12 protein-coding genes and 1 pseudogene are annotated in these 11,669 nt (G+C 68.1%); 1 reads left to right on the top strand and 12 read right to left on the bottom strand.

Annotated features, from left to right (window positions below; translation table 11 throughout):
• From B4M60_RS13620 to B4M60_RS13565, 12 genes and pseudogenes are all read right to left on the bottom strand, one after another.
• Positions 1 to 441: pseudogene (locus B4M60_RS13620) on the bottom strand (hypothetical protein); the annotation flags it as partial.
• Positions 438 to 980, bottom strand: coding sequence for a hypothetical protein (locus B4M60_RS13615; RefSeq protein WP_291085072.1), 543 nt, complete (start codon positions 978 to 980; stop codon positions 438 to 440). The pseudogene B4M60_RS13620 and the gene B4M60_RS13615, both read right to left, overlap by 4 nt.
• Positions 980 to 2,398, bottom strand: coding sequence for an MCE family protein (locus B4M60_RS13610; RefSeq protein WP_291085070.1), 1,419 nt, complete (start codon positions 2,396 to 2,398; stop codon positions 980 to 982). The genes B4M60_RS13615 and B4M60_RS13610 overlap by 1 nt, the downstream gene beginning before the upstream one ends.
• Positions 2,395 to 3,663 carry an MCE family protein gene (locus B4M60_RS13605; RefSeq protein ID WP_291085068.1) on the bottom strand — a complete coding sequence of 423 codons (1,269 nt, stop codon included), beginning with the start codon at positions 3,661 to 3,663 and terminating at the stop codon, positions 2,395 to 2,397. Before B4M60_RS13605 ends, B4M60_RS13610 begins: the two co-directional genes overlap by 4 nt.
• Positions 3,663 to 4,928 (bottom strand): MCE family protein, encoded by a 1,266-nt coding sequence (locus B4M60_RS13600; protein WP_291085066.1) that lies wholly within the window; start codon positions 4,926 to 4,928, stop codon positions 3,663 to 3,665. Before B4M60_RS13600 ends, B4M60_RS13605 begins: the two co-directional genes overlap by 1 nt.
• Complete coding sequence (locus B4M60_RS13595) at positions 4,925 to 6,073, bottom strand: MCE family protein (protein ID WP_291085064.1); 1,149 nt, start codon at positions 6,071 to 6,073, stop codon at positions 4,925 to 4,927. Before B4M60_RS13595 ends, B4M60_RS13600 begins: the two co-directional genes overlap by 4 nt.
• A complete protein-coding gene (locus tag B4M60_RS13590; protein WP_291085062.1) occupies positions 6,066 to 7,121 on the bottom strand; it encodes an MCE family protein in 1,056 nt (351 codons plus the stop codon). Before B4M60_RS13590 ends, B4M60_RS13595 begins: the two co-directional genes overlap by 8 nt.
• Positions 7,118 to 8,356: an MCE family protein gene (locus B4M60_RS13585; protein WP_291085060.1), complete on the bottom strand. Its 1,239-nt coding sequence runs from the start codon at positions 8,354 to 8,356 to the stop codon at positions 7,118 to 7,120. The genes B4M60_RS13590 and B4M60_RS13585 overlap by 4 nt, the downstream gene beginning before the upstream one ends.
• 9 nt (positions 8,357 to 8,365) lie before the next feature.
• Entirely contained in the window at positions 8,366 to 9,208 is an 843-nt protein-coding gene (locus B4M60_RS13580) for an MlaE family ABC transporter permease (RefSeq protein WP_371607075.1), read from the bottom strand.
• Between the two features lie 10 nt (positions 9,209 to 9,218).
• Entirely contained in the window at positions 9,219 to 9,983 is a 765-nt protein-coding gene (locus tag B4M60_RS13575) for an MlaE family ABC transporter permease (protein ID WP_096906016.1), read from the bottom strand.
• 234 nt (positions 9,984 to 10,217) lie between these two features.
• A complete protein-coding gene (locus tag B4M60_RS13570; protein WP_291085075.1) occupies positions 10,218 to 11,135 on the bottom strand; it encodes a 3-oxoacyl-ACP reductase in 918 nt (305 codons plus the stop codon).
• Between the two features lie 8 nt (positions 11,136 to 11,143).
• Positions 11,144 to 11,338, bottom strand: a complete 195-nt coding sequence (locus B4M60_RS13565) for a ferredoxin (protein ID WP_067712138.1) — start codon at positions 11,336 to 11,338, stop codon at positions 11,144 to 11,146.
• Between the two features lie 107 nt (positions 11,339 to 11,445).
• On the opposite strand from B4M60_RS13565, the gene B4M60_RS13560 reads away from it, so the two are divergent.
• A partial coding sequence (locus B4M60_RS13560; RefSeq protein WP_291085044.1) for an acyl-CoA dehydrogenase family protein occupies positions 11,446 to 11,669 on the top strand: 224 nt, incomplete at its 3' end.

Below are 11,669 nucleotides of genomic sequence, written 5' to 3'. Positions count from 1 at the left end.
GATCTCGCGCGCCGCGTCGGTGGCCGCCCGGGGCGCGGCCGCGATCTGTTCCTCGATCGCCGTCGCCTCGCGGGCCTCGACGTACTGCCACGTGGCCAGGCCGGTGACGACGACGAGGACCGCCGACACCAGCGCCAGGGCGGTGATCAGGGTGCGCCGACGAGCCGGGTCGATCGGTTCGCGGGACGCCGGCGCCGGCGAGGGCGAGGGCGTCGCGGAGGCCGGCCGGGCGGTCGCCCCGCCGGCGGTGTCCTCATCCGCTCGTGCGTCGGCGGTCTCGGTGCGGGGCATGGCCTCCATGCCCTTGAACAGCCCACCGGCCCGTGCGGCCTCGAGGGCACGCTCGCGGGCGGCGTCGGCCTTGCGCTGGGCGCGGGCCGCGCGTTCGGCCTCGCGCCGGGCGCGACGGGTGGCGCGGATGTCGGAGTCGGGAGTGGTCATGGGATGAAGTTCACCCCCGTGACCTTCATCTCGCCGTCGTCGTGTCGGTTCACGGTCACGCGCACACGGTACTGGCGGTCCTGGTCCTCATCGGACTTCGGGTTGCCGATGGTCTGGTCGATCGCCATGATCACCTCGGCCCGGTCGGGGTAGGAGTGCTCGACGGCCGCGGCGGACACCACACCGTCGGCGACGACATTGGTGGTCTTGACGACGTCCTCGTACGAATCGCGGCGAGGCGCGAACTGCTCCGAGAAATCACCGTCGATCAGGCCGACGATCTCGTCGACATCCTCCGACAGCGTCTCCTGCCTGATGGTCATGAGCTTGGTCATCACGGTCGTCGCGAAGTCACGGTACGAGGCGTCCAGTTCGGTTGCGGAGGCCCGGTCGGCGCGCACGGAGGCCGCCGCGTTCCGCTCACCCAGCCACAGCGACGTCGCGACGACGGCGGCCACGAGGCATACCGCCGCGACCACCGCGGTCACGGTGAGCCACAGGCGCCCACGGTCGGCGGGATTGTCGTCCGGCTGTGGCACTAGGTCACTCCGTTCGTGAGGATGTCGGCCAGGTCGGCGTCCGCCGAGAGTCGTCCGGCATCACCGAGATTGAGCTGACGATACGTCTTGCCGTCGGCCCCCAGGTATTCGCCAGTCGACGGGTCGTACATCGCGGCCGACGTGCGGATCTCCTGTTCACCGGTGTCCGACGACGGCACAACGTTCCACCCGTTCGGGTTGTTCCCGGGCGGACCGACCTCGCTCGTGTCCGGGGGGTTGATCCCCTCGGGCTGATAGTCGTTCGCCGCACACTCGGCGGGCGACGCCGCCCGCCTGCCGGGGTACGCCATGCACGGCAGGTTGCGGGCGCCACGCACGACCTGCTGCGAGTCCTGGGGCACCTTGCAGTAGATGCCGTTCATCAGCGGCGGCACCGAGAGATCCGCCGGCGAGCGGCGTTGATCGGCCGGGAGGAAGCCGGTGGTGCACGGCGGGGTCTCGTTGATCTGGAGGTTGAAGTCCACCTTGATCTCACCGGTGTCCTTGGCGCCGTTGATGGCGGTGATGAGCGAGGACACCAGGGCGGGGTAGATGACGAGGAGTTGCTCGATGGAGCGGTTGTAGACGACGCCCACCTCGCCGACGCTCACCAGATTGGCGACCAGCACCGGCATGGTCGGCTGCAGATCGTTGAGGACCTTGGTCGCCCGCGCCAGAGAGTCCGGGCCGCGTTGGATGATCGAGGTCAGCTGGGGCTCGTTGGTCCGGAGCTGATCGGTCAGGTCCGCGAGGTTCCGGGTCCAGGCCCGGATCGAGTCCGACGAGCGGAGCTGGGAGTCCAGGACCGGCTCGGCGTCGGCGATGAGCTGACGGGTGACGTCCGTGTTGGAGCGGGCCTCCTCTAGCAACAGTTGGGCGGAGTCGAGGAAGCGCTGGAGGTCGCGCTCCGAGCCGTTGAACGCGTCGAACGACTCCGAGATCACGCGTCGCATCTTGGCGTCGTCGATCGACGCCATGAGCACGGTGGCCTGGTCCAGGACCGGTCCGATCCCCTGGGGCATGTCGACCCGGTTTGGCCCGAGCACGGACCCGTCCGCCAGCTCGCCGCTCGGTTCGCCCTCCGGGACGAACTCCACGTATTGCTCACCGACCGCCGAGACGCTGCGGATCTGGGCCCGGACGTTCTCCGGGACATCGGCCCGCGCGTCGAAGTGCAGGTTCGCCACGACGTACCCGGGTGTGAGGGTGACGGAGTCGACACGACCGATGACGTTGCCGAGGTACGAGACGTTGGCGTTCTGGTAGAGGCCGCCGGTGTCGGGCATCTCCAGGGCGACGTCCGTGCGCTGCCATCCGAAGGCCGTGGGCAGCTTGAGGTAGGACACGGACATGACCGCGAGGGCCAGAACGGTGACCACGGCGAAGATCGTCAACTGGATCTTGACGAGACGGGTCATCGCGGTGCCTCCTCGGTCGGGGTGGCGGACGGCTCCGCGGGCGCGGGATCCTCGCCGGTCTGCTCCTGCGCCGGCGCGGTGGCGGCCCCCGCGGCCGCGGGCACGCCGTCGGGTGCGGGCGCGCCGTCGGGTGCGGGCTCCGGCCGGGGCACGTCGAGGGAGTACGGGTCGGCCCCGGCGAGCGGGTTCGGTGCGAGTCCGATGTAGCCCTCGACGCCCGCCATCCGGTTACCGAACTCGGTGCCCAGGAGCATGGTCTCCGCCAGTCGCGGCATGGTGGCGTCCGCGTGGATGTAGAGGTTGGCGTAGTCGCCGCGGAGGAAGTTGTCGATACCGGCCTGCGGGAACGGGAACGTGATGAGCACGCTCAGCGCACGGGTCAGATCGCGTCCGGCGTTGGCCAGGCTCTCCAGGACGGGGGTGACGTCGCGGAGGTTGTCCACGAGGTTCTGCCCGCCGCCCGCATCGATGACCTGGTTGGCCTTGTTGCCGAAGTCCCCGAGCGAGACCAGGGCCGTGGTCAGCTGCTGCTTCTGATCGTTGATCAACGTCAGCGCCTCCGGCATTTGGGCCAGGGCCCGGGCGAGGGTGTCGTTCTGCTCGTTGATCTGGCGGGACAGGCGATCGAGCCCCTCCATCGCGGCGATGATGTCGGCACGCTGGTCGTCGAGTCCGCTGACGGTGGTGTCCAGCTGCGTGAGGACCTCGTTGGCGTCGATCTCGCGGCCGTCCAGGGCGGTGTTGAGCTCGGTGGCGATGGTCTCGAACTGGGCCAGGCCGCCGTCGGTGAGGACGACCGACAACGCCGACAGCGTCTGCTCGGTGGTCGGGTAGACGCCGGCGCGGGCCAGCGGGATGACGTCACCGTCCGCCAGTGTGCCCTGCGGGTCGCCCTCCGGCGGCGGGAAGAGCTCGAGGTGCTGGGAGCCCAGGAGGCTGGTCTGCCCGATCTTGGCGTGGGCGTTGGCCGGGAGCCTGACCTCCTCGTTGAGGCTGATCGTGACGATCGCGGTGTAGTCCTCCACCCGCATGGCGGTGATGGAACCGACGTTGACATCGTTGACCCGCACCGGGGAGTTGCGGGTGATGGTCGTGACGTTGGGCATCTCGATCGTCACCTCGTAGGCACCCTCACCCTTGCCCTGGGCCCCGGGGAGCGGAAGGGAGTTGAGACCCTGCCACGAACACCCGGCCCCCGAGAGCAGGACCACCGTGCCGAGCGCGCCGACCGCCCGCAGGCGGAACCCGGATCCGTTGCCGAGCATCAGGCACCTCCCGTCACGAGCAGGGTGTCGGTGAGGTTGTCCCCACGGTTGACGACGTTGACCAGCGGGTCCGGGCGGTCCGACACCGGCTGCACACCGGGCGGGGTCTGGGTCCCGGGCTTCTGCCGCTCCCAGATCTGGTGGGGCTCGGCGGTCGGGGTGATCGGCGGGGTGACCGCGCCGTACGGGTAGTTGGAGGTCAACGAGTTGAACAGCGGACCCATGTACTCGGCGCACAATTGCGCATCGGACTCGGCGGTGTTGTTGGCCAGGCCGGCGATGGCGCCGCAGATGAAGTTGGTCGGGTTGGCCATCTGGTTCATGGCCAGGACACCGGTGAGCACACCCTGGTACGGCCGGTAGATGTTGTAGAAGTTCGACATCGCCGTCGGCCCCACGTGCAGCACGCCCTCCAGTTCCGCCCGGCGGTCGCGGACGACCTCGGTCGCCCGGCCCAGCTTGTCGACACCGGTGGTGACACGGTCGCCGTGGTTCTCCAGGAACCGGTTGATGTCCATCACCGCCAGATCGAGATCGCGCAGGGCCGCATCGATGTCCGCGGTCTGGTCGCCCAGCACCTGGGAGACGCTGGCGAGCCTGCCGCCGAAGGAGACGATCTGCTCCTCGCTCTGGGACAGGGCCGTGACGAAGAGCTGCAGGTTCTTGAGGGTGGTGAAGAGGTTCTCCCGGCCGTCGGACAGCAGCGACATGGTCTGCGACACCTCGCTGAGAGCATCGCGGATCTCGCCACCGTTGCCCTCGAGCATCGAATCCGCCGACTCCACGAAGTCCCCGAGCGGACCGGTCTCCTCGTCACCGGTCGGCCCGAGGGCCGAGGAGAGCTTCATGAGCTGCTCCTTGACCCCGTCCCACTCGACCGGGACGGCCGTCCGCTCGACGGGGATCGTCCCGCCGTCGGGCATCTCCTCCCCACCGGTGAAGGCGGGGGTCAGCTGGATGAAGCGCTCGGCCACGAGGGACTGCGCGACCAACAGTGCGTTGGCGTCAGCCGGGATGGCGACGTCCCGGTCGACCTCCATGGTCACCCTGGACTTGCCGTCCTCGGTGGCGATCTCGGAGATGCTGCCGACTCGCACACCCAGGACCCGCACGGTGTCGTCCTCGTAGACACCCCTGGTGGACGGGAAATAGGCGGTGATCGTCTTGGTGCGGGCGGTGAAGAACCACACCGCGCCCACGACCAGGGCGATCACGGCGAGCAGCGCCACGATCTTGGCCAGCGGGGAAGACAGGATTCGACTCATCGCGGCACCCTCTTCTCGCCCCAGCCGGGGTGCTCGTCCATGAGGGTCAGGCCCGGGACGCCCGGCATGGTCGGCTCGCGTACGAGACCGGGTTCGGGTTGGACGCGGTCGTCGATCAGTGGCAACAGGTCCCTCACGATCGTCTGCTGGTAGTGGCCGAGGGACAGGTTGGATATGTAGGCGTTGAACCACGGTCCGGAGGCGACGGCCTCACTCAACGCCGTGGAGAACGGGACGATCCGACGCAGGCCCAGGTCGATGTCGTCCTTGTTGCGGATCAGTAGATCGGAAACCTGCTCGAGCTTGTCCAGGGCGGGCCCGAGTTGGGCCTCGTTGTCCTGGACCAGCCCCGACAGCTGACGCGCGAGTTCGTCGATGTTCATGATGAGCTCGCTGAGAGCACGACGCCGCAGGTCGAGTTGTGTGAACAGGGTGTTGCCGTCGACCATGAGCTGGTTGATCTGGTCGCTGCGCCTGCCCAGCACATCGGTGGTACCGGCCGCCTTCTCGAGCAGTTGTCGGACCCCCTCGTCGCGTTCGTTGAGGGAGCGGGACAGACGGGTGATCCCGTCGATCGCACCCCGGACCTCGGGAGACGACCCCTCCATGGTCTCGGCGAGAACGGTCAGGGCCTCGTCCACCTTGTCGGTGTCCATGGCCTCGACGGTGTCGCTGAGGTCGCCGAGCGCCGACGTGAGCGAGTACGGGACGGAGGTCCGCTCGATCGGGATCGTGTTGTCCTCGAGATCTCCCCGGCCGTCCGAGAAGACGCCGAGCGCGCGGCGGCCGAGAATCGAGTCCGTCTTGATCTGCGCGGAGGTGTCGGCACCGAGTTCGACACCCCGGTTGATGGCGAAGCGCACCCTCACCCGGTCACCGTCCAGCTCGATCTTGCGGACCGTCCCGACATTCATCCCGGCGACCTGGACGTGGTCCCCGGTGTCGAGACCCGCGGCGTCGGCGACGTAGACGGTCGCGTCGCGCATGCCGTTGACGTAGGGGATGCGGTCGTAGTTGAGGGAGATCCCCATCAACGCCACGGCGCCCACTGCTCCCCACACGCCGAGCTTCTTGGGATCGCGGTCTCGGAACCGGAGTTGACCGCGGGGCGCCTTGGGGGGCGCCTGGCTTGAATCGTCACTCATCGGGGAAGGCACACCGTCCCGTCGTCTGCTCGTACTGCGGCATGTAGAGCCCCTGCCCGGTGGCGGGGTCGGTGATCTGCACGATGTTGCCGCACAGGTAGAACTGGAAGAAGCTGCCGTAGACGCCCAGCCGACCCATCTTCTCGAAGTCACTCGGCAGTCGGTTGATCACGTCCTCCACGAAGGGCTCGTCCTCGTTGATCAGCGTCGCCACCCTGTCGAGCTGCGCGACGTCCTCGCGCAGGGCCGGGCGGACGTCGGACAGGAGTGTGGTCATGTTGGCGCTGGCGTCGTTGAGGCGTTCGACGGACTCGCCTATCGGCTCGGCATTCGCGGACAGACCGGAGACGAGCTGCTGGAGGTCGTCGACGATCGAGTCCACATTGTCCTGGTTGTCCGCCACCGTGGTGAGCACCCCGTTGAGGTTGGTGATCACGTCGCCGATGAGTTGATCGCGGTCCGCCAGCGTCTGCGTCAGGGATGACGTGGCGGCGAGCAGATCCTGGACGGTTCCCGCCTCCCCCTGGAACACCTTGACGATGGACTCGGACAGTTGGTTGACCTGGCCGGGATCGAGCGCCTTGAACAGCGGTCGGAACCCGCCGAGGAGCGCGTCCAGATCCAGGGCCGGCGACGTCTGGGACAGCGGTAGCGTCCCGCCGACCTCGAGCGGGGACTGGTCACCCTCCCCGCGCTTGAGTTCCAGGTACCGGTCCCCGGTGAGGTTCTCGTAGCGCACCATCGCCTCGGTGCTGGTGTGGACCACCTGGTCCCCGGCCACCGAGAACTCCACGGCGGCGGTGTTCCCCTCCGCCAGTTCGATGCTGCCGACCGTGCCCACCTCGACGCCGGCGATCCGCACCTTGTCCCCCGGCTCGAGACCGGAGACGTCGGTGAAGGCGGCGTTGTAGTCCTCGGTGTCACCCGACCGGTACTCGCTGAAGACCACCACCAGACCGATGAGGACCAGCGCCATCACCGTGGTGAACAGCGTCAGCTTCACCACGGTGGCGCGGAGGTCGCGCGCTGCCGCGCGCCCCGCGCTCACGGGGTGCCCCCGTCCATGCCGAGCATGACCTGCAACAGGGTCGGCGGGGCGGGTACCCCGGGGACGGTCGGACGGAGCGGACCGAAGAGCGGCGCGGGGCGAGAGGTGAACACGTCGGGCATACCCTCCACGGGGTTGGAGCCGGTGTCGGTGACGACGAACGGGGCGTGGACGTCCGGGTCCGGGAACGGCAGTCCGTAGCAGTTGGGCCCGGTGCTGGCGTTGACCTTCGGGAGGTCCTTGGGGTACTCGTACGCGCGCGCACCCTGCTGGAAACCGGCCTTGAACACGAGACCCGGCTGGTCCTTGCCACCGAAGGCGGACATCGCGCCCTCGACACCCTGGTTGAGCCCGACGATCAGACAGGTCAGCATGGGCGAGTACTCGGCGAGGAGGCTGGTTGACGCCCGCAGGTCCGACAGTGTCTTGACGAGCTCGTTGCCGTTCTCCGACAGCAGCCGCTTGCCGGTCTCCCCGGTTCCGATGCTGGAGGCCAGCAGCTGCTCGAACCGGGCCTGGTTGTTGACCACGTTGGCGCCGACGTCCGTGCCGGAGTCGAGCAACCGCATCAGGTCAGGCGTGACGTCGGCGTAGAGGTTGGCCACGCGGGACCCCTTGGCCAGGTCGCGCTGGAGGGTCTCGATCTGCGGGTTGATCTCCTGCAGGTAGTCGTTCAGATCGGTGATCGTGCTCCCCACCTGCTCGCCCCGGCCGTCGACAGCGCCCGAGATGGCGCCCAGCGTGGCGTTGAGCTTCTCCGGCTCGATCGCCTCCAGCAGGACGGTGAGGTCCTCGAAGAGGGTGTTCACCTCGGTGGTGACGTTGGACGTCTCGACGACGGCCCCGGCCTCGAGGGCCGTCGGGGCAGGGCGCGCCGGGGGTTCGAAGTCGACCGACTTGGCTCCGAAGACCGTATTGGACCCGATCGTCACGACCGAGTTGGACGGGATCGCCTCGAGAGCGGCGGGATCCACCTCGATGTCGAGGGTCGCACCGTCGAACTCCTGGCGGATGTCGGTGACATTGCCGATCTCGACGCCACGCGAACGCACCTTCGCGTCGGCCTCCATGACCAGACCCGCGCGATCGCTGCGCACGGTCAGCGGCACCCGGTCGTCGAAGGCGCGCACGAACATCAGGAGCGAGAGCGCGACCACGACGACGATGAACAGCGCCAGGCTCGCGGCCGCGACGCGCTTGGGCACCGCGTCGCTCTGACTCACCGTCCTCGCCATCTGTGTCTCCTATCCCGACAGGTTGAAGTTGCCGTCTCCGCCGTAGATCGCGAGGGAGACGAGAAGGGTTACGGTCACCACGGCGATGAGCGAGGTGCGGACGGCGTTTCCGACGGCGGTGCCGACTCCGGCGGGACCGCCGGCCGCGTTGTAGCCGTAGTAGGTGTGGATGAGCATGATCGTGATGGCCATCGCGATGGCCTGCACGAAGGACCACAGGATGTCCGTGGGGATGAGGAACGTCGAGAAGTAGTGGTCGTAGACGCCCCCGGACTGTCCGTAGATCTCCACGGTCGCGAACCGGCTCGCCAGGAACGAGGCGATGACGGCGAGGGAGTACAACGGCACCACGGCGATCATCCCGGCGACGATCCGCGTGGAGACGAGGTAGGTGACCGAGTCGATCGCCATCACCTCGAGTGCGTCGATCTCCTCCGACACGCGCATCGCGCCCAACTGGGCGGTCGCACCGGCCCCGATGGTGGCCGCCAACCCGATGCCGGCGATCACCGGGGCGGCGATTCGCACGTTGATGAACGCCGCGAAGAAACCGGTGAGCGCCTCGACCCCGACATCCGTGAGCGACGAGAACCCCTGGACGGCGATCACGCCGCCGGTGGCCAGGGTGAGGAACCCGACGATCACCACGGTGCCGCCGATCATCGCCAGCGCGCCCGTACCCATGGCGATCTCGGCGATGAGCCGCAGCGTCTCCTTGCGGTAATGCGTGAGCGCCCGCGGCGTGGCCAGCAGCGCTCGCCAGAAGAACAAAGCGATGCCGCCGAAATCGTCGATCCTGCCGACGGTGTGGTGCCGGGCCCGCGCGAGGCGCGGGAACCGGGTGGTCTCGATGACGGTCACCTCACGCCCCCAGGACCTTGACGCCCACGGCAGTCACCACGGTGTTGACGACGAACAGCGCCATGAACGCGAAGACGACGGTCTCGTTGACCGCGTTGCCGACCTCCTTCGGACCACCGCGGACATAGAGCCCCTTGTAGCAGGCGACCAGCCCGGCGAGCATCCCGAACAACCCGGCCTTGACCTGCGCGAGTATCAACTCGCCGAGACCGGTGAGCAGCGTGATGCCGTTGACGAAGGCCCCCGGGTTGACTCCCTGGAGCAACACTGAGAAGAGGAACCCGCCGAGGATGCCGATGGTGCACACCAGCCCGTTGAGCAGGAGGGCGACGAAGGTCGACGCCGCGACCCGGGGCACCACCAGGCGCTTGACCGGATCGATGCCGAGCACCTCCATCGCGTCGATCTCCTCGCGGATGGTGCGCGCTCCGAGGTCTGCACAGATGGCGGTCGCGCCTGCGCCGGCGACGATGAGCACGGTGACCATGGGGCCCACCTGCGTCACCGCGCCGAGAGCGGCTCCGGCGCCGGACAGGTCGGCCGCGCCGATCTCGCGCAGCAGGATGTTGAGCGTGAAACTCACCAGGACCGTGAAGGGAATCGCCACCAGAACGGTGGCCAGCATCGAGACCCGGGCGATGAACCAGGACTGCTCGACGAACTCCCGGCCCTGTCGCACGATCGTCGGGAAGGAGACGAAGGTGTCCAGCGTCATGGCGACGAAGTCGCCGATCCCTCTGAGCGGCGCATCGATAACCCTCGCCATGGCGCCCCCTCCTGTCTTCCTTCATCCCCCGGTCACACCAAACTGAACAAGTGACCGGTTCATCGTGACCCAGATTACATAGTAGCTAGAACACGTTCTATCTGACAAGGGCTTCCCCATCCCCCCGACCGGTGCCCCTGCCAGCTCGCGTCGGGGGAATCTAACACGCCCGACACACCAATAAGTCGTCCCCGGCGCGATCGACGTCGATCACGCCGGGGACGGGCCCGCCACTCAGAGCTTCATGATCTCCGCAGCGGAGAAGGACTTGCCCTCCGGGCGTCCTGACCAGTGCCCGGAGATCGCATCCGCGAACTCGCGACGGTCCCATACGCCACCCTCCGCGTCGAACCTCTTCTCCACGACGGGCGCCTCCACGAGCGCCACCATCCCGCCGTATACCACGAACAGCTGACCCGTGACGTCCGCGGCAGCGGGCGAGGCCAGGTAGGACACGAGGTCCGCGACCCGGTCCGGCGAGAGCGGATCCGGCCCCTCGGAGGGGTCCCAGGGCTCGAAGACCGCCTCCGTCATCCCGGTGCGACCGCGCGGGGCGATCGCGTTGGCGGTGCAGCCGATGCGCTCCAACACCCGCGACGCGGACAGCGTCAGCGCGGTGATCGCGGCCTTGGCCGCGCCGTAGTTGGCCTGGCCGGGCGGGCCGAAGAGCCCCGCCTCCGACGAGGTGTTGATGAGCCGGCCGTAGACCGGCCCCCCGGACTTCTTGCTCTCCTCGCGCCAGTGGGCGGCCGCATTGCGGGTGAGCAGGAAGTGACCGCGCAGATGCACCTTCACGACCGCGTCGAAATCCTCGTCGGAGAGGTTGAACAGCATCTTGTCGCGCGTGATCCCGGCATTGTTGACCACCACGTGCAGCCCACCGAGCTTGAGGGCCTCGGCCACCATGGCGTCGGCGGTCTCCCGCTCGGAGACGTCGCCCACGACGAGTGCCGCCTTGGCTCCGGCCGCCTCGATGTCCGCGATCACCGCGTCCGCGGCTTCACCGGCGCGGATGTCGTTGATGACCACCGCGGCCGCGCCCGACCTGGCGAGCTCGACCGCCTCGGCCGCGCCGAGACCCGAGCCGGACCCGGTGACCACGGCGACGCGCCCGTCGAGTGAGAGGTCCGCGTCGAGATTCTCCCGACCCATCCCCGCGGTCACTCCGCGGCCTTCAGCGCGGCCATCGGGCACTTCTCCACAGCCTTGAGTGCGCGCTTCTGCAGGTCCTCGGGGACCTCGTCGACAATCACACGCACGACCTCGTCGTCGTCGTTCAGCTCGAAGACCTTCGGCGCCAGGCCGACGCACACGGCCTGCCCCTCGCAGCGGTCGGGATCGACTTCAATCCTCATGCCGTCCTCCTCGGTCGCACCCACGGCCACCATGGCCGCGAGATGGTTGGATACTATGTGAGACACGACACTAGAACGTGTTCCACTCACCGATGAGCTTAGGGCATATGGACATCACCTACACCACCGACCAGGAACGTCTGCGCGGGGAGTTGCGCGAGTATTTCTCGGCACTGATGACCCCTGAACGACGCGAGGCCTTCACCTCCACCACCGGCGAGTACGGGCACGGCGACGCGTACCGCGAGATCGTCGCGGAGATGGGCCGAGACGGCTGGCTGACACTGGGGTGGCCCGAAGAATTCGGCGGGAAGAACCGGCCGATGATCGA

It is taken from the genome of Dietzia sp. UBA5065, assembly GCA_002415925.1.
GTDB lineage: Bacteria > Actinomycetota > Actinomycetes > Mycobacteriales > Mycobacteriaceae > Dietzia.
The sequence above is the reverse complement of the archived record's forward strand: the minus strand, read 5'-3'. Positions and strand labels throughout refer to the sequence as shown.

What these genes read in the sequence shown, in the direction of transcription:
- B4M60_RS13595 (WP_291085064.1), bottom strand. Translation starts at nt 6,073, where the DNA reads ATGAGTGACGATTCAAGCCAGGCGCCCCCCAAGGCGCCCCGCGGTCAA.
- B4M60_RS13610 (WP_291085070.1), bottom strand. Translation starts at nt 2,398, where the DNA reads ATGACCCGTCTCGTCAAGATCCAGTTGACGATCTTCGCCGTGGTCACC.
- B4M60_RS13565 (WP_067712138.1), bottom strand. Translation starts at nt 11,338, where the DNA reads ATGAGGATTGAAGTCGATCCCGACCGCTGCGAGGGGCAGGCCGTGTGC.
- B4M60_RS13605 (WP_291085068.1), bottom strand. Translation starts at nt 3,663, where the DNA reads ATGCTCGGCAACGGATCCGGGTTCCGCCTGCGGGCGGTCGGCGCGCTC.
- B4M60_RS13600 (WP_291085066.1), bottom strand. Translation starts at nt 4,928, where the DNA reads ATGAGTCGAATCCTGTCTTCCCCGCTGGCCAAGATCGTGGCGCTGCTC.
- B4M60_RS13575 (WP_096906016.1), bottom strand. Translation starts at nt 9,983, where the DNA reads ATGGCGAGGGTTATCGATGCGCCGCTCAGAGGGATCGGCGACTTCGTC.
- B4M60_RS13570 (WP_291085075.1), bottom strand. Translation starts at nt 11,135, where the DNA reads ATGGGTCGGGAGAATCTCGACGCGGACCTCTCACTCGACGGGCGCGTC.
- B4M60_RS13585 (WP_291085060.1), bottom strand. Translation starts at nt 8,356, where the DNA reads ATGGCGAGGACGGTGAGTCAGAGCGACGCGGTGCCCAAGCGCGTCGCG.